The organism is Treponema maltophilum ATCC 51939, assembly GCF_000413055.1.
In the GTDB taxonomy this organism is placed as follows: domain Bacteria; phylum Spirochaetota; class Spirochaetia; order Treponematales; family Treponemataceae; genus Treponema_C; species Treponema_C maltophilum.
Genome location: NZ_KE332518.1, coordinates 1,188,058 through 1,214,174, shown reverse-complemented (window position 1 = coordinate 1,214,174; position 26,117 = coordinate 1,188,058). Strand labels below are relative to the sequence as shown.

Sequence of the window (26,117 nt, the reverse complement as noted above, 5' to 3'; positions counted from 1 at the left end):
CATTTATTATGCTGAAGCCCTACTTTAAAAGACATAATTCAATGTTGTCGTTTTCAAAACCCTGTATTTGCACCGAAACGTCGGATGCAAGTCCTTTGTCGTTTATAACGCCCGAAGATTTTTGACCGAAGCGCAGTGTGTGCAGCACGGAAGAATCGTCGGGCTTAAAGTAGAGCAGGGGAGGCTTAAAAGAAACCGTACTTCCGTATATTGCGGTTTTTGTGCGCGGATGAAAAAACGTAAACGAAAAAACTTCATTGTCGCCTGAAGCGGCTTCCGGTTCGTTTTCACCGTTCCGCTCGTCAAGCGAGGCGGCTTCGGATTTTTCTTCCTGCACTGCCGGTTTTTCAAACTGTTCAACAGGCTCCGCCGATTGTTCAGGCAGCGGCTGTACGGCTTTAAAGAACGGTTCGTTGTCGATAGGTTCGGGCTCTTCAAATACAGTCTCCGCAGAACCCGGTGTCTTAATCGATTCTGCAAACTCCGCCGGAACTTCCGGCTCAGCCGTCGCGGCGAAAAACGGCAGTGCTTCGGCTGCGCAAGTGTCCTGTCCATCCGTTTCAGGTGGCGGAGCAAAACTTTCCGGCTCCGCAATTTCCGCCGGTTCAGTCGCCGCTATGAGTTCGGCCGATTGTTCCGCCGGTTCAACCTCAGGCTGTACAGGTGCAGCTTCACACTCGGCAAGTTCTTCCGCACGTGCCGAAACGGGTTCGCCATCGTTCAAAGAGGGTGCCGTCGTCGGCTCCGGATTTGCCGACTCTTCTTCCGACGGTTCCGCGAACTCTACAGGTTCGGCCGTCTGAATGCGGTCGGCAGCCGGCACTTCCGGTTCTTCAATCTCTTCGACAGGCTCGGCGGTTGCTTCGGGTTCTTGTTCCGGATGCAGCAGCGAAAGGATGTTGCGGCGCGTTTGTTCGTCTTCAATTGAACCGCGTATACAGTGAACGTCCAAACAGTCGGCTTTTTTCGTTTCTTCATCCGAGAGATCTGCGGCAAGAAGCACGAGGGGCGCGTTTTTAAAACTTGTTTTAATGTACTGTGCAAGCGTTTTCCAGTGCCGCGGATAACCGAATCCGTCGATAAAGACAACCCGGGGCTCTATTTCTTCCAGATTGTCCATCGCTTTTAAAAGCCAGCGGTAGCATACCGTATCATAGCCGGCTTTTTTAAAAAAAGCCGCGTATGAATTGAGTATCTCGTCGGATTCCGAAATCAACAGCGCTTTCATTCAGTCCCCAAATTATCGACCGTATAATCGTATATGTGCCATATGCCGTCGCGTTTGCGCACATAATAGGTGTAGCGCTTTTTTTCTTTAAAAGTCGGATACTTGAAAACCTCGATAACGCTGACCGTTCCTTCATTTTTGGTATAGGCGGTTTTTTCGATCGTAAAAGTTTCCGGAATGGCGGCTATATCGGAATCGATGTTGGCCGATGCGAGCATTCGTTTAAAATTCGAAAGCATCGTAATGCGTTCCTGCTCGGAAGATGCCGTATATTTGCGCTTATTCGCTTCGTTTTTCAGGTAGACGGACTCCACATCCATATACAAAAAGAATTGGTCCCATAAGCTTTTTTGCCGCGCGATAATCGTATACTCGATTACCTTATCCGGCGGAATTGCTTCCGGTTTTAGAATTTCGGCAGTCGCATAATCGACCGGCAGTACCGTTGAAGACGCAATTCCCGGATTGGGATTGACTTCAATGCTCAATCTGTTTGAAACGATCGCGGAATTTTTCGATTTATATAAGTCGGGGTAGAATGTCAATTCAAAATAATAGACCGACGGTTTTTCGATAACAAGATAATCTTTTAAATCGACGATAAAAGCGTATTCTTCTTCCGGTTCGATTGCCAGTTCGCGGAAATAAACGGTTTGACTGGTCGTGCGCTTGCGTATGAGGCTGTCTTTTTGTACGAGCTTTGTACTGCGTGCGTCGAAGGCCGTAAAATCAATGCTGAACGCGCGGTCGTCGGCAAGTTTAAAACGCAGCGTATTTTGTCCCTTGTTTACGATGCTGACGTGAACGTATACGGGATTGTTTTGTGCGCTGTCGGGATAGTAGATGGTTCTATCGTACAGTTTTATGGATACTTGCGCCGTTTGATCGGCGGCCGTTCGCTGCGCACACAGGCTCTGGGCAAAAAAAATAAAAACGGCTATAATGCATATAAGAATACGTTTCACAACTTGTTCTCCGTACATTTAATATCGGACATTATACATGAATTCGTTAAATCATATCATACATTCGTCAAAAAATATACAGCAAATTATGCAAAATTTTGCAAAAGGCGCCGCTTTGTTTCCGCGTGAAATTGACGGCATGCAAAAGGGTTTGTACGCTTTTTTTGTAGCCGAATATTTTTTGCGCGATTGTACGACCGCCGTGCTTGTCGTTCCCGAAGAGCAGGATGCAAAGGATTTGATTGCCGATTTGCAAACCGTTTTTGCCGACGGTCAGGGCGGACTTTCGGCTGATATCTATTATCTTCCGTGGTGGGGAACGCTGCCGTACCGGCCGGCGGCAAAGGGTGCGCGCATATTCGGCGAGCGCGCCTGCGTGCTTGCAAAATTCCTTAAAACGAATCCGGCTTTCAGCGGATTATTTCCGGAGCCGCACAAGAACGCGGCGCGCGAAGATTTTCCAAAACGGGCGGCAGTTTTTGTCGCAACACAGCGTTCTTTTTTAACGCCGGTTCCGCCGCCCGAATATACGGCGTCCTTGCTTTTTTACGTGCATGTCGGTCTTGTCTTCGATCCTGCCGCCTTGGCCGACCGTTTGGTTTCGCAGGGCTATACGCGCGTACCGCGCGTAACGGTGCGCGGCGAGTTTACCCTGCGCGGCGAAGTGCTCGACATCTTTATGCCCGGCGAAGATTATGCCCAGCGCATTGTATTCGATTTTGACCGCATAGAAAGTATACGTTCTTTTGACTGCGAAACGCAAACCTCGCTCGGAAAAACCGACGGCTTGCTTATTTATCCGATGAAAGAAACCGTATGGACCGACGAGTTAATCCTGAAACTGCAAAGTAAACTTGCAAAAAACGAAGATTCGTGCGCTTCACTTATCGAAGATTTATTGACCGCGAGAGAAGCCGAAGGCGAAGAATTTTTTTATCCGGTAGTTCACGCGGCGGACGGGCTGAACACGGCCGCTGCGCAAAAAAACTCGTACCCGTGCATGCTCGATTATGCGGGAGAAGACGCGGTCGTTATGTTTTTGGATTACGACCGGCAAGTGAACGCGCAGGACAATTTGGACAAAGAGTACGCAGGCTTGTACAAAAAAGCCCTCGCTTCGCGCTATGTGCCGCCGCCTGAAACGCAGCTTTTGCGCTTTGCCGATTCGGTGCAAAAACACGGCAAGCGGATTTTATTCCGTACAATCAAAACCGAAGATACGCAAGAGTATTCCCGCCTGCATGTCGACTGCGATCCTGCACACAGTTTTTTCGGCAATATCAATTATTTAAAAGAAAGCATCGAAGGCCTGCAAAAAGATTTTTGGCGTATTTTTATCTGCGCCGGAAGCGAAAATCAGGCATTGCGCATAGACGAACTTTTAAAAGATTTTACGCGCGTGCAGAAGATCGCACCGCAAAAGGGCACGCCGCAGACGGCATTTCCGAAGCCGTCCGCAAAATCGGAATCGGTAAAAATCGAACCGGTGCGTGTGGAACCGTTTTCGATAAGCGCGGGTTTCGCGCTCGCCGATGTAAAGCTTTTGGTAATTCAGGAAAACGAAATTTTCGGCCGGCGCAAACATACGCCCAAATCCGTAAAGCAGGCTAAAAGCGCCGTCCTTGACACCTTTATCGAGCTTAACCCCGGCGATTACGTCGTGCATGTCAATTACGGCATCGGTCTTTTTAAAGGAATCGAGCGCATAAAAGCTCTGGGGCACGAGCGCGATTACGTTAAACTCGAATACGCCGACGAAGAAACCGTTTTTATTCCCATCGAGCAGGTAAACCTTGTGCAGCGCTATATCGGAAACGAAGGGGAAGCGCCGCGCTTGGACAGACTCGGTTCCAAAAGCTGGGAAAACCGAAAAAACCGCGTAAAGCAGTCGGTCGAAGATATTGCAAATAAATTGATCGATTTGTATTCGCGGCGTAAAGCGGCGCGCGGTTTTGCCTTTCCGAAAGACAGCGAATTTATGACGGCCTTTGAAGCGGCTTTTCCGTATGTCGAAACGGACGACCAGCTTAGCGTTGCCGCCGAAATAAAAGCCGATATGGAAAAGCCCGTGCCGATGGACCGCCTCATTTGCGGCGATGTCGGTTACGGAAAAACGGAGCTTGCGATGAGGGCGGCTTTTAAAGCCGTTATGGGCGGCAAGCAGGTTGCGTTTTTGGCACCGACGACCATATTGGCCGAACAGCACTACGAAACCTGCGTCGAACGCTTTGAAAATTTTCCCGTACGCATCGCTCATATGTCGCGCTTTGTGTCGAAGGGCGAACAAACGAAGATTCTGCGTTCGCTTGAAAAAGGCGAAATCGATATTTTAATCGGAACGCACCGCATTATTCAAAAAGACGTGCGATTCAAAGATTTGGGACTTATGATTATCGACGAAGAGCAGCGTTTCGGCGTAAAGGACAAAGAGCGGCTCAAGCAGCTCCGCACAAACGTCGACGCGCTGGCAATGAGCGCAACGCCCATTCCGCGCACGCTGCATATGAGCCTTTTGAAAATCCGCGATATGAGCTTGCTTAAGACGCCGCCGCAAAACAGACGCGCGATCGAAACCGTTATCGAAGCGTACAGCGACGAGCGCGTTGCCGAAGCGATCAGGCACGAAGCCGAGCGGGGCGGGCAGGTGTTTTACCTTCACAACCGCGTCGAAAGCCTTGAAGAAATCAGAATTAAATTGCAGCAGCTTGTCCCCGAAATGTCGATAGACACCGCCCACGGGCAAATGAGCGCGAGCGAACTCGACGATATTTTCCGCCGATTCAAAATGGGCGGTTTTCACGTATTGATTGCAACGACAATTATAGAAAACGGTATCGATATTCCGAACGTCAATACAATCATTATCGACCGCGCCGACATGTACGGCGTGTCCCAGCTGTACCAGCTGCGCGGACGGGTAGGGCGCAGCGACCGAAAAGCCTATGCCTATCTTTTGTATCCTGAAAACCGCTCTTTAAGCGAAGTTGCGATGAAGCGCTTGCAGGTTATAAGCGACTTTACCGAGTTGGGAAGCGGCTTTAAAATCGCGATGAAAGATATGGAAATCCGCGGGGCCGGCAACCTTTTGGGGCGCGACCAATCCGGCGATGTGTACTCGGTCGGTTTCGATATGTATTTACGCCTTTTGGAAGAAGCCGTGCAGCGCCTGAGCGACGAAAATTACCGCGAAGAACAAGAGCCGCTTTTGGAACTCGAATACACCGGTTTTATTCCCGATACCTATATTTCCAATGCGCAGACAAAAATGGAAGTATACAAAAAGATCGCCGCCGCCGGCTCGAGCGAAGACGAAGCCGCCCGCATTTACGCCGAACTGGACGACCGTTTCGGCCCGATTCCGCCGGAAGTATCGAGCCTTTTAGCATTGGTTGAAATCAAAATCATCGCGAAAAAACTGTCCATCTCGGCCCTTAAAGAACGAAACGGTGTCGTTACCGTCGAGTTTTCGCGCGTATCCGACATTGCGGTGGAAAAAGTGCTCCGCCTTATAAAAGAAAATGCCGGCCGAATTACACTCGATGCCCGAAGGCCGAACGTTCTTGTCTTGCAAACGGGCAAAATCGGCTTACAGGAAAAAAGCCAATTCATACGCGAAAAACTCGAAACCTTATTAACATGAACACTTTTTTGCATAGAATTAATATCAAGATGTCTGTAAAAGTAGACTGTTTATGGGTTTACTTTTATTATTTTCATCGTTTTTTTTATCCGCCATTCTTTTTGGTGATTCCGTTTTTTTCGCTTTACAAAATTAACATTTGGAGTCATCATATCTATAGACAGACTTGCCGTACTTCCTTGCGGCACCGCTGTCGTCTTGCCGTTTTAAGAAAAAAAATAAATTTTTTTTCTTAAAAACTCTGTTTTTTTGCTCGTCGCGACTGATAATAATATGCAGAATTCACGGGAATTTTCATTGAATATGAGGGGAAATATTCCATGGTAAAAAAAACAAACCTGACTCTGATTATAACAGTGCTTTTATTTTGTCTCGGTTTGCCGGTCGGCTATGCGGAAGACGGCACTGTCATTGCGGAATATCGATATGGCGGCTTGGAGCTTAGAGAATCTTATGTTATTTTGACTGCACAAAAGGCTTTTTTCGGTAATTTATATACATCACGAGTGCTGCCTTCTTTAACGGAGATCAATGCGTACACAATACGGACGGAACATGCAATTCCGTTTCTTGTCAGGGGAGAAGAGAATAAACAATTTATTATTTTATGGAATGATGAAGTATGTTATTTATTCAAGAACAGCCGTATCGTGCCGTATAAGGGTGCTGAAGGCCCTGTATATGTAGGACTCGAAAAATCCGAATGTCTGTTGTATGTACTTACACCTGCAAAGGCTACAACTGCATCTTCTTTCCTGAAAGAGCCGGCTACGGCAACAAGGCCGCGTATGGATTATGCAGCGGAAAATCTGGAAAGATTCGGTTTGGATGCTCCGTGGGTCGAAAATGCGCCGGGAGCGGGAATCGGAGAAAAGGTTCGTTTTTCGGTTGCCGATGACGATGGAGAGTTCGCGATAGGCAAAACGGTCGGATTTTATATCTTTAACGGATTCATTTCATTTGAGAGGCCTGATTTATATAAAAAGAATTCGCGCGTCAAGAAAATCAAAATGACCGACGTAAAAACAAATAAAAGTCGGGTAATAGCATTACAGGATACACCGAACCCGCAGTTTATCGATATAAATGATTTTGAAGGAACTGAAGTTGAATTGGACATTGTCGAAGTGTATCCGGGTACGCAGTATGAAGATACCTGTATCGCCGGGATTGTATTAAAACGTCTGCGAAAGTAGCGGATGAATCCGGTATGAAAAAGAGAGCGCTGTATATATTTTTATTATTTTTATTTTCAGCATTTTTGTATCCGCAGGTGCCCGTTATTGATGAGAACGATATAGCCTCTCTTATCCCTAAAAACTTTTATACTTATAAAGTTTATGATATTGCGATAAAGGATATACCTGATAAAGTACGTAATAATTTTTTTGCGGGATCAATTTTTGTTGAACGTGATAAAAATAACAGAGCTCATCTTATCGAACCGTATAATACACAAGGATATATTACAAGAGAAAATATTGTAGGGTTGTTAAATGATATGTCACAAAGTGAATATGTTCTTTTTGATGAGTGCCAAGAAGTGTATTCTAACATGAATGTCCTGCTTTACAGAAAGATAAGATATAATAATAAGATTATCGGAGAAATATCACTAAGTTTTCTTCGCTTGGGAAGTATTTCGTGGCCGCAAGTGTATTGCATAGAATGCGCTTTTCTTAACGGGGAAAATCATATCTCATTTATAAAGCTGTTTTGTTATGATTTGAATTCGGAAACGGAGTCTTGTTTTCCGGAATATTTTAAGAAAGATGAGCAGACAAATATATGGGAATTTATTTCGGGAAAAGAAGAACAATTTATATCTCAATTTGAAGTCCGTTCCGGACGGCTTCCTGCTTGGCTGCTTAAGTTTTTAGATTATTATGATACGCTTTTTATCTCCATACAAAATCTATTTGATATACAGCTCCCGCTTGATAAGACAGTGTTTTATGCAACGGATAATCTGAATATACGGGAAAGTTCATCTTTAAGCGGGAAGAAACTGTATACGGCGAAGAAAGACAGTGCCATGAATATTATTGAAGTCGGCCGGAAAGAAACGATTGACGGCATAACGGCGCAGTGGGTGAGGGTACGCTTACAGGACGGCACGGAAGGCTGGTGCTTTGCAGGATATGTTGCGGCACGAAAACCGTAAAAAAGAATTTTGCTTTGATGAAGGCCTCTGTACTTTAATGTAAATATACGTTAAGCTGTAAAGATGATACGTGCATTGATTTTGGATTACGGAAACGTTATTTCTAAGGCGAATACGGGCGATTGTGCCGTGGAAATGGAAAAACTGACCGGCGTGAGCGCCGATATTTTTCGCAGCGTATATGATAAGTACCGCTTTGATTTCGACCGCGGCGTAATCGGCGGAGCCGAAATGTACCGCAGACTGCTGGACGGGGCAGGTTTTTCAAAAGTTGCCGCCGATACGGCGTTAATGCAAAAGATTGCCCGCATAGACTTGGAAAGCTGGCGGCCCGTACACGACGATGTGTGTAAATGGGCGCTCGGCGTTCAAAAAGCGGGGTATAAGCTCGGTATTTTATCCAATATGCCGTATGAGTTTTTGGATGCGTACGAAAAAGATATTCCGCCGTTTACCGCCGCCGATTACGCATGTTTTTCGTGCCGTGTAAAGCTCATAAAGCCCGAACCGGAAATCTATAAGACATGTTTAAAAGGTCTCGGCGTTACGCCTGAAGAAACGGTCTTTTTTGACGATGTGCAGCAAAATATCGATGCCGCGTTAAAGCTCGGTATGAACGCCTTTGTGTGGACGAATCTTGAGCAAGGCAAAAAAGATTGGGAAAACTGCATAAATAGGCAAAATAATAAAGCATAATTTATGATTTTCGGCTTTTGCGCCGACCGTTTCCGGATCGAGGGCGAGTCGTTGTTTGTAAATAATTAAAGCACGCCAATATTGAAATTTTGCTTATTAGTAGACAGAATACACATTATAGGAAGTAAATAGCAGGTAGTATTTTCTCTGATGGATGAATCAGGCAAGCTAATGAACAATAAAATGCGGCCGAATCAGGGGCGGTATTTTTCAATATTGCTTTGCGGTAGGTATCTAAATCTCGTCGTTTAAAAATCCAGACGGCGGTAATTTATGCTCATGAGCAGACCGATCGCCCACATTGATGTCCACAGCGATGAGCCGCCGTATGATAAAAACAGCAGCGGGATTCCGGTTATCGGCATAATGCCCATAACCATGCCGACGTTGACGACAAAATGGAAAAAAAACATAACCAGTATACCGACGGCGATATAATAGCCGAAGCCGTTTTTAGTATTTCTGATGATAAATACGGTGCGCAAAAGGATAATCAAAAAAAGCACGAATACGAATAAACTTCCGATGAAACCGGCTTCTTCGGATAAAATACTGAAAATAAAATCCGTGCTTTGCTGCGGCAAAAATCGGTAATGGCTTTGCGTTCCTTTTAAAAATCCCTGCCCGGCAATGCCGCCGGAACCTATTGCGATTCTGGACTGAATGATGTTCCAGCCGGAACCGAGCGGATCCGTGTACGGGTTTAGAAAGACAATCAAGCGCTTTATCTGATAATCTTTGAGAACCTTGCTACTCATAATGGAACCGACAAAGGCTGTTAAAAAGCTTCCCGAAAGCCATGTAATAACATAATAATATTTGTTTTTATAAAACAAATAACCGATGATTCCGATAAGGCTGACAACCGAAAGCGTTATAATAACGATAATGCGCAGGTGACTGTCGGTAAATATGTTTAAAAAGGCAATCGATTTTTGCAAAATCGATGTCTGCCACACCGGTATAACCGTAAATACGATGGCCAATACACCGGTCAGTATAATGAAACCCAAATATGCTGCCGGAATTCCTGCGGCAAACAGCATGCCGATAAATACGGGAAAATACACGCTTGCTGTTCCCATATCGGGCTGCATAAGAATAAGCAAGGCGGGAGCCGCCACGATTACAAAACTCAGTAAAAGGCGTTTAAAAGGCGGCGTGTTTTCGGAACGTTCAAGATAGCGGGCGAAAAACATAATGTAAACGATTTTTCCGAATTCGGAAGGTTGAATGCCGAAGCTGCCTATGCCGATCCAGCTGCGCGCGCCGTTGACGAATCTGCCGAAAAGCATGGTATATGCTAAAATAACGAGAAAGACTAAAAATGCCGGCATTACGAAGCGCTCAAGACGGCGGTAATCAAAAACGGCAAAAAATATCATAATGGGTAAGCCCGTACCGGCGAATATTATCTGCTTGATATATTCGTTTGATATCGAAATCTGTTCGGAGTTGACACCTGAAGAATACACGAACAGTATTCCCATCAGTATGAGCAAAAATACGCATATGAGCAAAATATAGTCGAACATTTCGAAAACACGGAATTTCATGGGTTTCCTCTTATTCCTGCCTGCCGGACGGTTTTACTAGGTATCTGAAATGCAGGGCATCCAAAGCTTCGTCGTATGTTTGATTGGCGAAGATGCCTTGGAAAAGAATGGTCGATGCATAAGGGGCCCACCATTCCCATGGGTTGACGGCTTCAACGAGTACGCACACGACAACCGTATCTTCCGGTGCCGCGCCGTACGGACCGTAGCCGACAAACCACGAGTGCCAGCTTTTATCGAAACCGTTTACTTCCGCCGTTCCCGTCTTTCCGGCAATATCGACGGCTTTGTTGCGCATTAAGACGACTTGCGCCGAACCGTTTGTAACCATAAAGCGCAAATATTCCTGCATGGTTTTCCACACGTTTTTATCGATATCGGCACGGTGCAGAACTTCGGGCTTTACGCGTTGCACGATTTCCTGCGTAACCGGGTCCCGAACTTCTTTTAACAAATGCGGTTTATAGATGGTTCCTTCGTTTACAAACATTGCCATAACGTTTGCAATATGCAGCGGCGTTACGAGCGTGTAGCCCTGCCCTATCGACATACTCATCGTATCGCCGCCGAGCCATTTTTCGTGATAGCGCCGCTCTTTCCATTGCGCGGTCGGAATAAATCCCGTTTCGGAAACCGGCAAATCGATTCCCAATTTTTTGCCTAAGCCGAATTCGGTTGCATAAAACGAAATTTTGTCGACTCCCAAATAGTCGCGCCCGGCGGTCCAAAAGTATATGTTGCATGACTGCGCAAGGGCATGTTTTAAGTCCATAAAACCGTGTCCCGGGGGCTTGACGTGGCAGTGGAATTTTCGGTCGCCGTAGTCCATAATACCCTTACACTCGATTTTTTTATCGGGCGGCAGATTGCCTTCGGCCAAAAGCGCGATTGTCATAATTGTTTTAAATGTGGATGCGGGTGGATATACGGCATTTACCGCGCGATTTATAAGCGGTTTTCGACTGTCATCCGCAAGCAGTTTAAAAGCGGCGGCATTGTTCGCATTAAATATGTTCGGATCGAAATACGGATACGAAACCATCGCAAGAATTTCGCCATTTGAAGGTTTTAAAACAACAACCGCCCCTACCCGCTCGCCGAGCGCTTGTTCGGCAAGTTTTTGGATTCGTGTGTCGACCGTTAAAATCAAATCACGTCCGCTCACCGGAGGCTTTATAACGGGCTTTTCGGCTATAAGGCGGCCTTTTGCGTCGACCGTGCGCGATTCCGTTCCGTTTTTGCCCTGCAGCAATTCGTCGTACTCTTTTTCGATTCCCGTTTTTCCGATAATGCTCGTATTCGTATAACCCTTATTGTACAGTTCTTTTAATTCTTCTTTGGTAATATCGCCGACATAGCCGACAATATGCGATACGGATCCCGTTTCAACGTAATTGCGTATGGGTTTTGAGCGCCAGCTTACGCCGGGCAAGTCGAAACTGTTTTCGGCTATATTCGATATAATCGGAAACGGCACATTCGACTGTATTTCTATCGCCGTATAGGAATTCTTTTTGTAACCGGCAACTTTCGCGTCTATGTCCGTTTTTTTTATATTCAAATAGCCGGCAAGGCGGGCAAACACGCTGTCCTGTTTTTCGGGCGGAATATTGCCGAGCGTTATGTCTATCGCGAACGAGTCGTTGTTTATAACCATGGGCACGGTTGCATTCCGGTCGAAGATTTCCCCGCGCTGGGCGGGAATCACTCTGACTTGCTGAGAAATCGTGCGCGACTGTTTTCGGTATTGCGTCCCCTCGATTACCTGCATGGAAAAAAGTTTTAAAGTATACACGGCAAAGGTTGCCGTAATTACGAGTGCAAACGCCAAGGTGACGTAATTTTTCTTTTTTGCGCTGCCCGGACGGTTTTTAAGATCGAAAGAACGATTGGTAACCTGCATTATTGCATGTTCTCCGTAGAAAAGTCTTTTGACAGGATCGTAAAAAACGATAAAACCCAAAACAAAATCGGCGCGCACAAAGCGTTAAGGGCGCATTCGTACCAAAATACCGGAGAAAAAAGCGAATAGGTTAAAACGCTCCCCGGGTAAAAAAATGAAATAAAGCGTATAATAAGTGCTTTTGCGATTGTGGCGGTAAAACCGAGTACGGCCGGAATCGCGATGCCGCCGGTTTCGACGTTGCGGTACAAAAGCCCCCCGAAAAATCCCATAACCGTGCGCACCATCGCGTTAAGTCCCAAAGGCGAGGCGCTCAAAAAATCCAGCAAAAGGCCGGAACAAAATCCGGAAACTTCGCCTGTAGCGCTTCCGTTATGAAAACCGATGTACAAAACCGCAAGCAGCAAAATATCGGGAACGACCGGCAGTGCGTACCAATTGGAGAGCACGGCCGTTTGGATGAGCAAAACGACGGCAATCAGCGCAAAAAAAGCGAAAAAGCGTTTCATTGCTCCTCCCCTTCACCTTTTTTTTCGGCCGTATTCACAATGATAACTTCTTCCAAGCGGGAAAAATCCACAATCGGAGTAACCGAAATAAGCAGCGATGTATCGTAATCGACGACGGAAACCGAATGTATGGTTCCGATGGGAATTTCGCGAAGATAATTACCGTTTTCACCCGAGGTAACGATAATGTCGCCGAATTGCAGTTGGTCCAAAACCCGCTTTTTGATGTAATTCATTTCGAGCGGAGCGTCCGGCGATCCCCCGCCGTTTATCAAACCCAGATCGCGCGTGTGCTGAATGCGCGCCGATACGCTGCACTGCAGGTCGTATATCGGCATAATCATGCTCGTATATGTTCCGACGGTAACGATTTTTCCGACAAGACCGACGCGCCCCTGCTGTACGGCAATAACCGGCATGTTTTTTTTAACGCCGTGTTTGCTTCCTTTGCCGATGGTAATGGCCGTATACAGATTGTCGGCATCCCGGCCGATGATGCGCGCGGGAAGATTGCCGTATTCGTATTGCTGCGAAAAATTGAGCAGCGTGTTTAAACGTTCGTTTTCTTTGCGGATTTCGGCGTTCGTACGCTGCATGTATTCGTAGTTTTTAAGTTTTTCGGTCAGTTCTTCGTATTCTTTTTTTAAATTGGAAAGTTCGTTTATGGCGCTGACGGTATCTTTTATGCCGTTGACGGCCGAATTCAATCCTTTTTGAGCCGTTGAAACGACGGAAAATCCCGTTTGCTTAAAATCGACGATAAAATTGCCGGTAGACAGTCCCAGTATTAAAGCGGATACGATGAATAAAACCGCAAGCAAGACAAGGGAAAATTTAAACGTATACGTAAGTTTGCGGGCGCTCATAATCGCATCTGCGGCTCTTTACGCGTTTAAGCTGTCGTAAATGCTTTGGTCGGTCGACATGTCTTTGAATATTTCGAACGAACGGCCCGCTCCTATCGCAACGCATTCAAGCGGATGGTCCACTAAAATAACGGGAACGCCGGTTTCTTTCGAAATAAGCTTGGGAAGGCCCTTTAAAAGCGAGCCGCCTCCGGTCATAACGATTCCGCGTTCAACGATATCCGCGGCAAGTTCCGGCGGCGTTTTTCCCAGCGTAAGCTTTATTTCTTCGACGATTTGATTGGTCGGCTCTTTTAAAGCTTCGCGCACTTCAACCGAATCTATTTCCAAACGGCGCGGCAAGCCGGTAATCGCGTCGGTACCCTTGATTTCCATTTTTTCGATGTTTTTATCGGGCGACGCATTGCCGATTTCTATCTTTAAACGCTCGGCCGTTTGCTGCCCGATAACCAAACTGTGAACGCTTCGCACATGTTTTATAATCGCTTCGTCGAATTCGTCGCCGCCGATTCTGATTGCGTTCGAAACGACCATGCCGTTCAGCGAAATAACGGACACTTCGGTAGTTCCCCCGCCGATGTCGCACACCATGTGTCCGGCAGGTTCGTGGATGGGAATGCCCGCTCCGATGGCCGCTGCGCGCGATTCTTCGATAATGCTCACTTCTTTTGCGCCGGCTTTCATTGCGGCTTCTATAACGGCGCGGCTTTCCACTTCGGTAATGCAAGTGGGAATGCCAATTTTCATTTTAATCGATTTGATAAGACGGTGCTTGGGAATGGTTTTGGACACAAAATAGCGTATCATTTTTTCGGTACTGTCCATATCGGCGATGACGCCGTCGGCAAGCGGGCGTATCGCGGTAATGTCGCCGGGCGTTTTCCACAGCATGCGCTTGGCTTCGGCACCGACGGCAACGATGCGCTTTGTTCCGCGCTCAACGGCAACAACGGAAGGTTCGTTTACTACGATATTCCTGCCGGGCACGTAAATCAATGTGTTGCAGGTACCCAAATCCATGCCGATATATGTCGTAAATCTGTCTAAAAAGCTCATTTTCCCTCCGTTATCTTTTTGAATCCATTTTTTCCAAAGCTCCCGAATGATTTACCTGAGCTTTTAAGGCTTTTCGCCAATACGAGCGGGCTTTTATCAAATCGCCTTCATGCTCATACACGAGTCCCAAACCGTAGTACGCATCGGCCGCATTCGGATCTTTTTTTAAAATCGCTTCAAATTCCGCTTTCGCGTCTTCAAAATTTTGTTCACTGATATAAATATCGCCTAAAAGCTGGGCGCAGGTAAGCACAAATACTTCATCGGTACTGGTATTTTTTATCCGGTACAAATAAGGTTTTGCCGCTTCGCTTTGACCGTTTTTATAATATTGGCGGGCAATGGCCAAAAGCAAAGTGTCCGATCCGTTCGACGATAACGCTTCGGTAAAGGCCGCGATGCTTTCGTTTGTCATACCCAAATCCGCGTAGCTTAAGCCCAAATATTCATATATGTCATCAGCAGTGTACCCCGAAGCGAGGGCGTCTGTCAAATACCGTACGGCCGAGTCCGCGTAATAATGATAGGCCGAAAGCACGTTTTTATGAAAATACGCTTTTCCGAGCATGTATGAAAGCTGAGGCTTGAGGCTTTTTTTGGCGTTCATAAGAGATAATCGGAGGGAATTGATTGCCGTATCGATGTATTCCTGCGCTTGCTGCGGGTCTGTTTGGGAAAGCGCCAAAAAAAACGACGCATAGCCGCGGTACGTCAATGCGCGGTTTTGAAAGGGCGTTTCTGCCAGTACGGTACCGGCAAGTTCATACACGGCCGGATAATCGTTTGCCCGCCAAAGCCGCTCCAATTCGGCGGAAACGGGTGTGCGCGAAGCGTTCTTTACAATCGAACGTACCGTAAAAAAAACAATCAGGCAGAATACGACGGAAGCGGCCGAAACGGCGGCAATACGCGGAAGTTTCGTTTTTCTTTTTACTGTTACCGTGTATCTTTCTTCCATCATTCCCCACCCGAAAAAAAAGAAGAGTATAAGCCGGGTTCTGTAATCCGTAACCATCTGTCTGCAATGCGAATTGCCCCGCATTTTGTGCGGTCTACCTGTAACTATCGATTCGGAATAATCAGTTACCGCTTGACCTTGCTCCGGATGAGGCTTGCAATGCGGTATGCGTTGCCGCATACCCGGTGGGCTCTTACCCCGCCTTTTCACCCTTACCCGCTTTGCGGGCGGTTTATTTTCTGCTGCGCTGTCTGTATGCCTGCCTGCGGACTTTCGCCCGTACGCCGGCACCCCGGCCGTTAGCCGGCATCCTTTCCGAAGGAGCCCGGACTTTCCTCAAGTATCGCTACCTGCGGTTACGCCTCTTCTTTAAAAATTACTCTTCATACCCCAATTCTTTTAACGTTTCGCGGTCGGCCGACAATTCGCCGGAATCGGAGTCTTCGTCTTCGCCGTCGTCGTCAAAGTCGTCTTCAAAATCGGCAAGACTGCCCGTATCGTCGAGGTGGAAGTATTCATCGTCTTCCGCTTCCTGATAGTACAAAATACGGCTGCAATACGGACAAAAATTAATGTCGTCGCCGCCTCTGACCTTGTTTGCGAATTGGGCCGGCAAAATCATGTGGCAGCCGTCGCATACGTTTCCTTTGACGGCAACAATGCCGGTGTTTTTGCTTTTTATAATGCGCTCGAATTTAAAAATAATTTCGGGATCGATTCCCGGAACGATTTTCGCTTCCTGCTTTGCCAATTTGTCGAGTTTTTTTTGCATGCCGGCCGTTTCTTTGTCCAGCGAGGCTTTTCCGGCGTTCAATTCGCTTTCCTGAACGGCGATGAGCTGTTCGTCCTGTTTAAGACTTTCGTTTTGCTCGGCAAGCAGTTTTTCCTGCTTTTGCAGTTCTTTGCGGATATTTTGCTCGGCTTCGGCCGCGTCGCGGATTTCTTTTTCGAGCACTTCGTATTCGCGGTGCGAGGTAATATTGTCCATGCCTTTTTCGCCTTTTTCACGGGCGGCTTCGGCTTCGGCCAATTCGGTTTTCAGCTGAACGACTTTTTTTCTCAGCTCTTCATAATTCGCATTTTTTTCGATGAATTCTTTTTTCAAACGCGCGAGCAGTTCGTCCTGCGAAAAAAGTTTTTTCGGCGCTTCTTCAATTTCGCGCTGAATCGCATATTTTTCCGCCAAAATATCCTGTAAATCTTTGAGCTTTTCGAAAATCTCCGTCATCTTGCTTGGTAACCTCTTTCTTTATATTTATATACTATTATCGGTTAAATGTCTATATAATCGCGTAAACCGCTTGAACGGCGCGGATGGCGCAGCCGGCGCAGGGCTTTCGCTTCGATTTGACGTATGCGTTCGCGCGTAACGTTAAAGTATAAGCCCACTTCTTCGAGCGTAAGCGAATATCCGTCATCCAGCCCGAAGCGCATTTTCAACACTTCCTGCTCCCGAGGCGGCAGCGTCGATAAAACGCCCTGCACTTGTTCCTGCAAAAGCGTATATGCGGTTTTTATAGCCGGATTTTCGACTTCTTTGTCTTCGATAAAATCGCGCAAAAGCGAATCTTCTTCTTCGCCGATAGGCGTTTCGAGCGAAATAGGTTCGCGCGCAACGTTTTTCACCTGTTTTACGCGTGCAACCGGCCAGCTCAGCTGGTTTGCGATTTCTTCGTCGCTGGGTTCCCTGCCTAAACGCTGCATAAGCTGGCGCGATTCGCGCACCACCTTGTTTATTTGTTCGATCATGTGAACGGGAACGCGGATCGTGCGCGCCTGATCCGATATGCTGCGCGTGATGGCTTGACGTATCCACCACGTGGCGTAGGTCGAAAACTTATAACCTTTGCGGTACTCGAATTTTTCAACCGCTTTGATAAGGCCGATGTTTCCTTCCTGTATCAAGTCGAAAAGCTGCAAGCCGCGGTTCGTATATTTTTTTGCAATCGAAACCACAAGGCGCAGGTTTGCGTTTATAAGCCGGTTTTTCGCTTCTTCCATCATTTTGCGCCCGGCGTTTATTTCCTGCGCCATAGTCATAATGTCCTGCACGTTGTTTTCGAATTCGCATTCGAGGCGGCGCAGTTTGCGGTCGATTTTTTGAATTTGCGTGTATACGTCGCGGATTTCGTCGGCGCTCATGCCCAATTCGGCTTCAAGTTTTATTCGTTCCGATTTTATCGCGATTTTTTTGCCTAAAGTGCGCAACTGACCGTATTCGCTTATGTGCAAATCTTTGGCTTTTTTTTCCTGGCGGTGCCGGTAATCCTGAATGCGGAAGGTTGCGTCCATAAAGCGCGCCGAAAAGCGTTCGATTTCTTCGGATTGAATGTCGATATTTTGCAAAACCGGCAAAATGGATTTGCGCAAGCGGACAAGCTCTTCGTCTTCAAAAATATTTTTTGTCGGATCCGCATCGTACAGTTGTTTTTTTAACGTAACGTATTGGCGCATTTCCGCCAATATGGGTTTTAGATGTTCACCGTAAGCCGCACGCAGCCGGCGTTTTTCCGCCATTTCTTCGTTGATTTCTTTGCGCGGGCGGCCGCTTTCGTGAATGTCGATTCTCGTATAGGCTTTTTGCGCGACAAAAAAGAATTCGGGAATCATCATGCCGGAGTTTTTTATAACGTTTTTTATAATATTTTCGCCGTCTTCCATTTTTTTTGAAAGCTGCACTTCCTGTTCGGCGGTTAAAAGATGTTCTTTGCCTATTTCGCGCAAATAAAGACGGATGGGATCGTCCGTTCCAGAATCTTTTTCGTTGTTGACCAAATGCTTGCGCCGACTGTCGTCAATATTGATTTCTTCGGTAATCGTTTCGTCTTCGACAAGGTCGGCGTCTTCTTCGGGCGGTTCTTCTTCTATAAGCTGAATATTGTGTTTTTCCAACAGTATTAAAATTTCTTCCATACGATCGGAAATGATTATTTCCTGCGGGAGAAATTCATTTACGTCTTCCCAGGTAATTATCTGCTTTACTTTTGCATGTTCGAGAAGTTTTGCGACAGCAGGATCCAGTTCCTGTTCTTGATCCATATTCTACCCTTTAATTATTTAATTCCAAGTCTATGTTCATCTTTTCCGTTAAAAGAGCGTTCAATTCCTGCGCCGTATCGAAACCGTCGCCGGAATTTTCGAGGCTGCGGATTTTATTGACGATGCGGTCGCGTTTGCGTTTTAAGCTGTTTTTGCGGATCAGCCGTATACTGTCGTCCACTGCTTGGCGGGAATTAAGGGTAAATTCCCCGGAAGTAACCGCCTTGGTTACCAATGCGCGTATTTCACCGCTGCAGCGCTGCAATATACTGTCCGAACTGACCGCATCCTCTCTAAAACACTCTTCCAATGTAACGAACATATCCCGTGCCGTTGCATCTTCAAAATCGTCGGCGGTAAGAGAAGCACGCATTATACTGAAATAATCGGGATTGGCAATCACAGCAAGAACGGAACGCATTTCGGCGTTAGGTTTAAAACCCTTATTTATCACCCGTACTGTATCCGCTTCCCCGACCTCCAGTCTTCCGCGCGCAGATTCGCGGTTTACGTAATCGGCTCTTACTGCTTCAGGTTTTAACTGCAATGCCTGGCATAATTGTTCAAAACACGATTCTCTGTGTATATCCGATTGTAAAGCGTCCAAATACGGAAAATAAGCCAAACATATTTTCGTTTTGCCTTCGGGCGTATGTGCCGGGTATTGACGCATCAATGCGGACAACAAAAAATCACCATCTAATATAGCATTTTCAACGTGTTCCGTCAATATGTGTGCGCCGGAATTCAACAGAATCTCGGCAGGATCTTTGCCCTCGCTTAATACGATGATTTTAACGGAAATGTTGTTTTTTCGGCACAGCAAAATCGCTTTATACGTCGCGTTTTGCCCGGCCTGATCCGAATCGAACGAAAGATAAAAGGTGTCGGCAAAAGAGGCGAGCACGTGCACTTGTTCCTGAGTAAGCGCCGTTCCGAGCGGAGCCACCGCATTTTTTATGCCGGCTTGATGATAGGCGATAACGTCCATATAGCCTTCGCATAAAATAACCGATTTTGAAGAGCGTATGTGCTGCTTTGCCAAATTGAACGCGTACAGGGTTTCGCCTTTTTTGTACTGCAGCAGTTCGCCCGAATTGATGTATTTGGGGCCCTCGCCTTCCAAAAGCCGCGCGCCGAATGCAATAACCCTGCCCCGCCTGTCCCAAATGGGAAACATAAGGCGGTTTGAAAAAAACGACATATCCGGATATTTTTTCGACAAAAGGCCCGAGCCGGCAAGGAATTCGTCGCTGTAGTTTTTCGACTTTAAAAAATTTTTAAGCCAGTACCGGTCGGCGGGAGAATAGCCGAGCTGAAAGTCTTTTATGCTTTCGTCGGAAACTCCGCGTTGTTTTAAATAGTGCAGAGCGGCCTTTCCCATATCGGACGACGTTAAAAAAAAGTGATAGGTGCCGCTCACGCGTCCGTATAAGTCTATATATTGTTCTTTCGGATTTTCCTCTTCAACAGCGGGGAAATTCCCGCTGTCGTATATAACTTCGACACCGCTTTTTTTTGCCAAAAAAAGAACCGCTTCGGTAAAGCTTGCCTTTTCCATTTCCATGTAAAAATTGATAAGGCCGCCGCCGACTCCGCAGCCGAAGCAATGATACATTTTGCGCTCCGCCGACACGTGAAACGACGGCGTTTTTTCGTTGTGAAAGGGACAGCAGCCCCACCACTCTTCTCCGCGCCGCTCCAAGCGTGTGTATTCGCCCACAAGGGCGACAATATCGGTACGCGCGTTGATTTCGTCTATCGTCTGCGATGAAATCTTGGGCATACGCTTATTGTCCGTCCGTTTGATTTGTTTGAGTGCGCGTGGAAGGAGCAGCCTTAATCGGCACGGAAGCGGCGTCTTTGTGGCTGTCGAAATTTTCGGTAAAAACGTGGCTGCCTTTTGCATTGTCGGCAACGCGGAAATAATAATACGGGGTTTTTGCAGGTGCGGCGGCGGCTTTGAGCGCAATCAAGCCCGGATTCGAGATCGGACCGGGCGGCAAGCCCGCCCACTTGTAAGTATTGTACGGATTGTCTATTTTTGTGTCTTCAATTTTTATGACTTCCGGATGTGGCCGCCCTTCGATTTCCGTCAATACATACACGATTGTCGCGCACGAATACAAACCGATGTTCTTTTTAAGCCTGTTGGAAAACACGCTTGCGATAAGCGGCGCTTCTTCGGGCAAGCGGTACTCGCGCTCGACGATGGAAGCTAAAATAACGACATTGTGCAGTTCTTCGCTCGTTTTGCCTTTCAATTCCGGTATGCTTTCGATTTTTGAAAAAAAGTTGTGTACGAAAATTCGAACGACTTTTTCCGCCTGCATGCCGAAATCCAAATTGTAGGTGTCGGGGAAAAGATAGCCTTCAAACGAAGATGCGGGAATGTTGAATTCGGCAAGAAGATTTTTGTCGCGGCATGCTTTTATAAAATCGTCCGCGCTTGTAATGCCGTTTTTTTCGAGAACGGCGGCAATTTTGCTTGCGGTAAGACCTTCTCCGAAGGATACGCTTATGTATTCCTGTTTACCCGATGCAAAAACGGCGCAAATGGCCGCAGGCGACATTGCCGAAGAAACTTTGTAAATGCCCGCTTTTAAAAACAGGCGCGTAAGTCTTCCGTATGCATAAAAGAATTCCGCCGAACGGATAATACCGCGATTTTTTAAATCCCGGGCGACGGTGCGCAGCGTTGCGCCGCTCGCGACAACGACGCGGTATTCTTCGGACGAATGTGCCTTTCCCGCGGGTAAAGATGCGTATGTAATGATAACCGCGCCGACGCATATAACTGCGGCAAGCAGTATAAGGGCGATACGCGGCAAAAGTTTACTTTTCATTAAAAAACCTTTCAGCTTCTTCAATGCTCATGGAATCGTAAATGCTCGATTCAAGATACGAAAAAAACGGCTGCAAATCGTCGGGTATATCGTCTTCGTATTTTCTCATCAATAAGGCCAGCTGTTTTATTTCCTGCAGCGAAAAGCGGTATTCGCCGTTCATAGACAAATTTCCTGTCCTTCGATCGCCAAATGAACGGTTACCTTTCCGCCGCATACATAATCGGAATACCACTGCGCCGATTTTAATATCGCGTATATTTTTTTATCGTCGTACATCGGCTCGTGATGAAACAAATACAAATGCTTTATATTCCAAAACACCGCAAAGTCGATGGCGTAACAAAAAGCCGAATGCCCCCAACCTTCTTTTTGGGCGGTTTCTTCAACCGTGTACTGAGCGTCGAGCACCAAAACATCGGTATTTTCAAAAAATGCGATATTTTCTTCGGTGCGCTCAAAATCGACTTGGCGCAGCTCCACGTCGGTTGCGTGAATAAAGCGTTTTCCGTTTTCCATAAGCAAATACGAATGTGAATCGCCCGGATGGAACATAAGTTTTGTAATAATCTGCATACCGCCTATTTTAAAAGGAACGGCATCCTTTATATCGTGCCAAAAAATATTTTTCGTAAAGGTATTCATTCTGACCGGAAAATACGGCACTTCCATTTGCGCTTCCAAAAAGCGGCGCATGTCCGGATAGTTTGAATAAATATGGAACACGGTATCGCTTTTGTACGCCGGATCGAAAAACGGCAAGCCCTGTACGTGATCCCAGTGAAAGTGCGAAAACAACAGGTGGAACACTTGATTGTTTTTCTTTGCGTACTGTTTGCCGCACATGCGGATGCCGGTTCCCGCATCGATGATTATATGATCGCCGTTTTCATTTTCGATTTCCAAGCATGCGGTATTGCCGCCGATAGTGCCGTATAAATATTCGGGAAGATTTGCGATAAAGTTTTGCCGCGCATTTTCGGATTCCAAATCGCGCGCCGAAATTCTTGAAACGACGGCAACTATTTTCGATTGTATTTGCTCGGCGGATATGGGGGTAGCGATAGAACCTCTGACGCCCCAAAAACGTATTTTCATAGTTCCGTTCCTTCCAAAATGCGGCTTACTTCCTCATATTCCAGCGGACTGTTGCTGCGGTATTCTTTCAGTGCCCCTTCGATTTCTTCGGCGCCGTGAAGTTCGCCCTTGTTTATGCCGGGACAGGACAACGATTCTTCATCCCACGCCTGCCGGTTTTGCAGTATAAAGGGCCAAAACGGATAGGTCGAACACTGCACGGGTCTTGCCCCGTATGCCGTGCATCCGTCCTTCCATAAAATGCAGTCGTAATTCGCCTTTTCCCGCAGCGAAAGAAGGCGCTTTCCGTCGGCATTGTACACAAAACGGCAGTAAAGGCGTATAAATTCCGCTTCTTTTAAATTAAACCATTTGCAAAGATTTGTCAAATCGCTTCGGGAAAGATATACAAGGCCGGGTTCGATGCGGCAGCAATGAGAACAGCGCGCACAGGAAAAGCGCAAACCCTGCGAATAAAACGTATCGTTCATGCGTTTAAGCAAACTCTATGTTTGAGCAATCTCCATAAAAAAAGGCTATTTCACCGGATTACAATGAAATAGCCCTTTGGGGAGAGAAGGATTCGAACCTTCGAAGGCGGAGCCAACAGATTTACAGTCTGCCCCCTTTGACCGCTCGGGAACCTCCCCGTTTTTCGCCGCTCAGCATAAGCCAACTCAGGGATTCGAACCCTGGACCCCGAGATTACAAATCACGTGCTCTGGACCAGCTGAGCTAAGTTGGCAAAGCCATTGACGAACGAAGAACACTGTACACTAATACGCCGAAAGCGTCAAGTACCCTATTGCTTGGCTTTGCATACTGTGTTTTGAGTGCAGGTATCGCAGTGCGTCGCGCTGCCCTTGCCGACGGCGGCATTTTTTTCGAACATTTCCATCATAGTCCGCCAGCCGAGTACGGCGCATTTGACGCGTGCGGGCATTTTGGAAACGTCTTCGAGCGAGGCGGCTTCGTCGAGCTGTTCTATGTCGGCTGCATCCGCATTGCCTTTTATCATGTTCATAAAGATGTTTGCGAGGCGGAGCGCTTCGGTTTTGTTTTTTCCGATGATAAGGTCAAGCATCATGTCTACCGACGCTTGGGAAATGGCGCAGCCACTTCCCGTAAAAGAGCCGTCGGTTATCGTACCGTCTTCTCCGATCTGCAAGCTGAGCGTAATGTTGTCCCCGCAGCTCGGGTTCACGCCGTTTAAAACGAGGGACGGATGAGCCATCGGCTTTTTGTGGGCGGGATTCAAATTGTGTTCGTTCAGAATTTCACGATACAGTTCTTTTGTTTCCATAACAGCGTTTTATCCTTAGTCTTTAAAGCCCATCCACGAACGGACGCTTTTTACTTTGCTTAAAAAAAAGTCGGCTTCGTCTTCGGTATTGTAAAAGTAGACGCTTGCCCTCGCCGTTGCAGGAACGCCGAGGTAGGCACCGAGCGGCTGGGCGCAGTGGTGCCCCGCCCTGATCGCGATATGCTCCGTATCGAGTACGGTTGCAATATCGTGCGGATGCACGCCGTCTATCGTAAAGGTTACGATACCGCAGTGCCGGTTTCCGTCGCCGTTTCCGATAATGTGTACGTGCGGAATCTCTTTCATGCCCTCTAAAAGGCGGGAGGCAAGCGCGTTGTCGTGCTTCGTTATATATTCGTAGCCGACCGATTCGATGTATGTGACGGCGGCTTCAAGTCCGACCGCTCCTCCCGCATTTACCGTACCCGCTTCGAATTTGGCCGGAAGCGGCGCCCACGTTGCATCGTCCCGCGTAACGTATTCGATCATTTCTCCGCCGCGCAAAAAAGGCGGCATGTTTTCCAAAAGCGATTTTTTCCCGTACAAAACGCCGCAGCCTGTCGGGCCGGTGAGCTTATGCGCGCTGAACGCGTAAAAGTCGGCATCGAGGGCTTGTACGTCGGTTTTGATGTGCGGCACGGCTTGCGCACCGTCGACGACGATAACCGCTCCGACTCGGTGAGCGGCCTTTGCAATCTTTTCGATATCGTTTGTAATGCCGAGCACGTTGCTCACGTGCGCGACGGCGACGAGCTTTGTGCGGCTTCCGATCTTTGATGCGATTTCTTCGCCGGAGATGATGCCGCTTTCCTTATCGCACTCCAAATAAACGAGCTTGGCGCCCTTCGCTTTTGCAACCATTTGCCACGGCAGGATGTTCGAATGGTGTTCCATAATCGAAACGGCGATTTCGTCGTCCTTGCGTATATTCGCCATGCCGTACGTATAGGCGACAAGGTTCAGCGATTCGCTCGCATTCCGCGTAAAGATGACTTCACAGTCTTCGGCCGCGTTGATAAATCGCGCAACACTGTGCCGGGCATTTTCGTACGCTTCGGTTGCCCGTACGCTTAAATCGTAAAGGCCGCGAAGCGGATTCGCGTTGTTTTCTTCGTAAAAGTGCCGTATCGCATCGATTACTTGCCGCGGTCGCTGCGTCGTTGCCGCGTTGTCAAAATAGATAAGATCCTTATTTTTTTTATTTGAAAAAAACGGAAAATCGTTTCGGTAGTCATTTATCACTGGAAAACGCCTCGTCCATATAGGTATTGATTAATTCGACCGTGCCTTCATCGGGAATAAGCGAGGCGACGCTCGAAACTTTTGCGCGGGCCATAAGTTTTTCCGCTTCGTGCTTTGCAATACCGCGCGACTGCATGTAAAAAAGCATATCTTCTCCGAGTTTGCCGATCGTCGAGCCGTGTTCGCCCGCAATATCTTCTTCGCCGCACAAAATGAGCGGAATCGATTTATTTACAACGTCGGGCGAAAGCAGGAGGACTTCTTCGTATTCGTTTCCCGTAGAACCCGTGCAGCCGTTTATAAAGTCGATAGAACCGCGGTAGGTTTTCGAAGCGCGGTCGCACAGTGTGCCCTTTGCGTTCATTTGACAGTCGGTTTTTTTGCCGATTTGCCGCACGACGTAATTCATGTCGAGCTTTTGTTCGGCGCGGCACAGGTAAGCCGTATCCGCCTTAAAAGAGCCGCCGAAAGCGGGAAGCGTTCCGGTCGCTCCGGTATAGGTTTCTTTTCCGCCGAGAATTACGTGCGTCAGTTCGACGCGGCCGCCTTCGGCGCAGGTTGTGCCGATATCGTCGACCTGTACAAAGCCGTCGCCTAAAAGCTGCACTTTTACCAAATGAATGAACGCGTTTTTTTCCGCGTCGCAGATCGTGCGAAGAATCTGCATACCGCCCGCGTTTTTCGGCGAACGGTAACGGAAAATCACCGTAACCGATGCGCCTTCTTCCGCCTTGATAATTTGAAAAGCCGATGTTGCGCTTTTACCGTTTAAATCGAAATCGATGACAAGGGGCGTCTTAATGTGCCGGCCTTTTTTTACGGTAAAAAGCGACGCTTCGGCATTTTTAAAAAAATGAGTGCCGATTTCCGTGCCGCAGCCGGTTTCGAGATTCGCGTATTGCGATGCGGAAACACGTTCGCTGTATTCAACGCCTTCCGGCAGTTCCGCCGTATGAGGGTTCCCGTCGCCGGAAAAAACCGCATCGGTTGAAAACGGCGTCGAATTTATTTTAAGCCAACTCCATGTACGGGTCGGCATATTGTTTATATTCAGCGTATGACTCATAAG

At 47.3% G+C, this 26,117-nt stretch carries 22 protein-coding genes, 2 tRNA genes and 1 other RNA gene; 4 read left to right on the top strand and 21 right to left on the bottom strand.

Annotation, left to right across the window (positions count from 1 at the left end; translation table 11 throughout):
* Positions 1-19: 19 nt before the first annotated feature.
* Together HMPREF9194_RS11870 and HMPREF9194_RS05440 are read right to left on the bottom strand one after the other, a co-directional pair.
* A complete protein-coding gene (locus tag HMPREF9194_RS11870) occupies positions 20-1,228 on the bottom strand; it encodes a hypothetical protein (protein WP_016525380.1) in 1,209 nt (402 codons plus the stop codon).
* Entirely contained in the window at positions 1,225-2,193 is a 969-nt protein-coding gene (locus HMPREF9194_RS05440; protein ID WP_016525379.1) for a hypothetical protein, read from the bottom strand. The genes HMPREF9194_RS11870 and HMPREF9194_RS05440 overlap by 4 nt, the downstream gene beginning before the upstream one ends.
* 37 nt (positions 2,194-2,230) lie before the next feature.
* Between HMPREF9194_RS05440 and mfd the strand changes: the two genes are divergently transcribed.
* The 4 genes from mfd to HMPREF9194_RS05420 all read left to right on the top strand — a co-directional run bounded on the left by mfd (position 2,231) and on the right by HMPREF9194_RS05420 (position 8,693).
* Complete coding sequence (gene mfd / locus HMPREF9194_RS05435; RefSeq protein ID WP_016525378.1) at positions 2,231-5,833, top strand: transcription-repair coupling factor; 3,603 nt, start codon at positions 2,231-2,233, stop codon at positions 5,831-5,833.
* A 320-nt stretch (positions 5,834-6,153) separates the two neighbouring features.
* Positions 6,154-7,029, top strand: coding sequence for an NADase-type glycan-binding domain-containing protein (locus HMPREF9194_RS05430; RefSeq protein ID WP_016525377.1), 876 nt, complete (start codon positions 6,154-6,156; stop codon positions 7,027-7,029).
* A 14-nt stretch (positions 7,030-7,043) separates the two neighbouring features.
* Positions 7,044-7,997 (top strand): SH3 domain-containing protein, encoded by a 954-nt coding sequence (locus tag HMPREF9194_RS05425; protein WP_016525376.1) that lies wholly within the window; start codon positions 7,044-7,046, stop codon positions 7,995-7,997.
* Between the two features lie 63 nt (positions 7,998-8,060).
* On the top strand, positions 8,061-8,693 hold the full coding sequence (locus HMPREF9194_RS05420) for an HAD family hydrolase (RefSeq protein WP_016525375.1): 633 nt from the start codon (positions 8,061-8,063) through the stop codon (positions 8,691-8,693).
* Between the two features lie 248 nt (positions 8,694-8,941).
* Here the strand turns inward: HMPREF9194_RS05420 and rodA are convergent, their stop codons facing one another.
* The 19 genes from rodA to HMPREF9194_RS05335 all read right to left on the bottom strand — a co-directional run bounded on the left by rodA (position 8,942) and on the right by HMPREF9194_RS05335 (position 26,114).
* Positions 8,942-10,249, bottom strand: a complete 1,308-nt coding sequence (gene rodA, locus HMPREF9194_RS05415; RefSeq protein ID WP_016525374.1) for a rod shape-determining protein RodA — start codon at positions 10,247-10,249, stop codon at positions 8,942-8,944.
* A 10-nt stretch (positions 10,250-10,259) separates the two neighbouring features.
* A complete protein-coding gene (gene mrdA, locus HMPREF9194_RS05410) occupies positions 10,260-12,152 on the bottom strand; it encodes a penicillin-binding protein 2 (RefSeq protein ID WP_016525373.1) in 1,893 nt (630 codons plus the stop codon).
* Positions 12,152-12,661 carry a rod shape-determining protein MreD gene (gene mreD, locus HMPREF9194_RS05405; protein ID WP_016525372.1) on the bottom strand — a complete coding sequence of 170 codons (510 nt, stop codon included), beginning with the start codon at positions 12,659-12,661 and terminating at the stop codon, positions 12,152-12,154. The genes mrdA and mreD overlap by 1 nt, the downstream gene beginning before the upstream one ends.
* Positions 12,658-13,527, bottom strand: a complete 870-nt coding sequence (gene mreC / locus HMPREF9194_RS05400; protein ID WP_016525371.1) for a rod shape-determining protein MreC — start codon at positions 13,525-13,527, stop codon at positions 12,658-12,660. Before mreC ends, mreD begins: the two co-directional genes overlap by 4 nt.
* 18 nt (positions 13,528-13,545) lie before the next feature.
* Positions 13,546-14,583, bottom strand: a complete 1,038-nt coding sequence (locus HMPREF9194_RS05395) for a rod shape-determining protein (RefSeq protein WP_016525370.1) — start codon at positions 14,581-14,583, stop codon at positions 13,546-13,548.
* A 10-nt stretch (positions 14,584-14,593) separates the two neighbouring features.
* Positions 14,594-15,544: a tetratricopeptide repeat protein gene (locus HMPREF9194_RS05390; protein WP_084663083.1), complete on the bottom strand. Its 951-nt coding sequence runs from the start codon at positions 15,542-15,544 to the stop codon at positions 14,594-14,596.
* A gap of 10 nt (positions 15,545-15,554) precedes the next feature.
* Positions 15,555-15,913: RNase P RNA component class A (gene rnpB / locus HMPREF9194_RS12010), an RNA gene on the bottom strand.
* 4 nt (positions 15,914-15,917) lie between these two features.
* Positions 15,918-16,769: a zinc ribbon domain-containing protein gene (locus HMPREF9194_RS05385; RefSeq protein WP_016525368.1), complete on the bottom strand. Its 852-nt coding sequence runs from the start codon at positions 16,767-16,769 to the stop codon at positions 15,918-15,920.
* 44 nt (positions 16,770-16,813) lie between these two features.
* Positions 16,814-18,580, bottom strand: a complete 1,767-nt coding sequence (gene rpoD / locus HMPREF9194_RS05380; RefSeq protein ID WP_016525367.1) for an RNA polymerase sigma factor RpoD — start codon at positions 18,578-18,580, stop codon at positions 16,814-16,816.
* 10 nt (positions 18,581-18,590) lie between these two features.
* Positions 18,591-20,366 carry a DNA primase gene (dnaG, locus tag HMPREF9194_RS05375; RefSeq protein ID WP_016525366.1) on the bottom strand — a complete coding sequence of 592 codons (1,776 nt, stop codon included), beginning with the start codon at positions 20,364-20,366 and terminating at the stop codon, positions 18,591-18,593.
* A 4-nt stretch (positions 20,367-20,370) separates the two neighbouring features.
* Complete coding sequence (mltG, locus tag HMPREF9194_RS05370; RefSeq protein WP_016525365.1) at positions 20,371-21,426, bottom strand: endolytic transglycosylase MltG; 1,056 nt, start codon at positions 21,424-21,426, stop codon at positions 20,371-20,373.
* On the bottom strand, positions 21,416-21,589 hold the full coding sequence (locus tag HMPREF9194_RS12395) for a hypothetical protein (protein WP_016525364.1): 174 nt from the start codon (positions 21,587-21,589) through the stop codon (positions 21,416-21,418). The genes mltG and HMPREF9194_RS12395 overlap by 11 nt, the downstream gene beginning before the upstream one ends.
* Positions 21,586-22,524: an MBL fold metallo-hydrolase gene (locus tag HMPREF9194_RS05365; RefSeq protein WP_016525363.1), complete on the bottom strand. Its 939-nt coding sequence runs from the start codon at positions 22,522-22,524 to the stop codon at positions 21,586-21,588. Before HMPREF9194_RS05365 ends, HMPREF9194_RS12395 begins: the two co-directional genes overlap by 4 nt.
* Positions 22,521-22,994, bottom strand: a complete 474-nt coding sequence (locus tag HMPREF9194_RS05360; protein WP_016525362.1) for a YkgJ family cysteine cluster protein — start codon at positions 22,992-22,994, stop codon at positions 22,521-22,523. The genes HMPREF9194_RS05365 and HMPREF9194_RS05360 overlap by 4 nt, the downstream gene beginning before the upstream one ends.
* Before the next feature lie 77 nt (positions 22,995-23,071).
* A tRNA-Tyr gene (locus HMPREF9194_RS05355) sits at positions 23,072-23,153 on the bottom strand.
* Positions 23,154-23,173: 20 nt separating this feature from the next.
* Positions 23,174-23,248: transfer RNA gene (locus HMPREF9194_RS05350), tRNA-Thr, on the bottom strand.
* Between the two features lie 57 nt (positions 23,249-23,305).
* Positions 23,306-23,806, bottom strand: a complete 501-nt coding sequence (sufU, locus tag HMPREF9194_RS05345) for a Fe-S cluster assembly sulfur transfer protein SufU (RefSeq protein ID WP_016525361.1) — start codon at positions 23,804-23,806, stop codon at positions 23,306-23,308.
* A gap of 15 nt (positions 23,807-23,821) precedes the next feature.
* Positions 23,822-25,048, bottom strand: coding sequence for an aminotransferase class V-fold PLP-dependent enzyme (locus HMPREF9194_RS05340; protein WP_016525360.1), 1,227 nt, complete (start codon positions 25,046-25,048; stop codon positions 23,822-23,824).
* A complete protein-coding gene (locus tag HMPREF9194_RS05335) occupies positions 25,038-26,114 on the bottom strand; it encodes a SufB/SufD family protein (RefSeq protein WP_016525359.1) in 1,077 nt (358 codons plus the stop codon). Before HMPREF9194_RS05335 ends, HMPREF9194_RS05340 begins: the two co-directional genes overlap by 11 nt.
* Positions 26,115-26,117: the final 3 nt, after the last annotated feature.

Bases quoted from the DNA above. Each gene is read 5' to 3' on its own strand.
- HMPREF9194_RS11870 (WP_016525380.1), bottom strand. From the start codon at position 1,228: ATGAAAGCGCTGTTGATTTCGGAATCCGACGAGATACTCAATTCATAC.
- mfd (WP_016525378.1), top strand. From the start codon at position 2,231: ATGAATTCGTTAAATCATATCATACATTCGTCAAAAAATATACAGCAA.
- HMPREF9194_RS05430 (WP_016525377.1), top strand. From the start codon at position 6,154: ATGGTAAAAAAAACAAACCTGACTCTGATTATAACAGTGCTTTTATTT.
- HMPREF9194_RS05425 (WP_016525376.1), top strand. From the start codon at position 7,044: ATGAAAAAGAGAGCGCTGTATATATTTTTATTATTTTTATTTTCAGCA.
- HMPREF9194_RS05420 (WP_016525375.1), top strand. From the start codon at position 8,061: ATGATACGTGCATTGATTTTGGATTACGGAAACGTTATTTCTAAGGCG.
- rodA (WP_016525374.1), bottom strand. From the start codon at position 10,249: ATGAAATTCCGTGTTTTCGAAATGTTCGACTATATTTTGCTCATATGC.
- mrdA (WP_016525373.1), bottom strand. From the start codon at position 12,152: ATGCAGGTTACCAATCGTTCTTTCGATCTTAAAAACCGTCCGGGCAGC.
- mreD (WP_016525372.1), bottom strand. From the start codon at position 12,661: ATGAAACGCTTTTTCGCTTTTTTTGCGCTGATTGCCGTCGTTTTGCTC.
- mreC (WP_016525371.1), bottom strand. From the start codon at position 13,527: ATGAGCGCCCGCAAACTTACGTATACGTTTAAATTTTCCCTTGTCTTG.
- HMPREF9194_RS05395 (WP_016525370.1), bottom strand. From the start codon at position 14,583: ATGAGCTTTTTAGACAGATTTACGACATATATCGGCATGGATTTGGGT.
- HMPREF9194_RS05390 (WP_084663083.1), bottom strand. From the start codon at position 15,544: ATGATGGAAGAAAGATACACGGTAACAGTAAAAAGAAAAACGAAACTT.
- HMPREF9194_RS05385 (WP_016525368.1), bottom strand. From the start codon at position 16,769: ATGACGGAGATTTTCGAAAAGCTCAAAGATTTACAGGATATTTTGGCG.
- rpoD (WP_016525367.1), bottom strand. From the start codon at position 18,580: ATGGATCAAGAACAGGAACTGGATCCTGCTGTCGCAAAACTTCTCGAA.
- dnaG (WP_016525366.1), bottom strand. From the start codon at position 20,366: ATGCCCAAGATTTCATCGCAGACGATAGACGAAATCAACGCGCGTACC.
- mltG (WP_016525365.1), bottom strand. From the start codon at position 21,426: ATGAAAAGTAAACTTTTGCCGCGTATCGCCCTTATACTGCTTGCCGCA.
- HMPREF9194_RS12395 (WP_016525364.1), bottom strand. From the start codon at position 21,589: ATGAACGGCGAATACCGCTTTTCGCTGCAGGAAATAAAACAGCTGGCC.
- HMPREF9194_RS05365 (WP_016525363.1), bottom strand. From the start codon at position 22,524: ATGAAAATACGTTTTTGGGGCGTCAGAGGTTCTATCGCTACCCCCATA.
- HMPREF9194_RS05360 (WP_016525362.1), bottom strand. From the start codon at position 22,994: ATGAACGATACGTTTTATTCGCAGGGTTTGCGCTTTTCCTGTGCGCGC.
- sufU (WP_016525361.1), bottom strand. From the start codon at position 23,806: ATGGAAACAAAAGAACTGTATCGTGAAATTCTGAACGAACACAATTTG.
- HMPREF9194_RS05335 (WP_016525359.1), bottom strand. From the start codon at position 26,114: ATGAGTCATACGCTGAATATAAACAATATGCCGACCCGTACATGGAGT.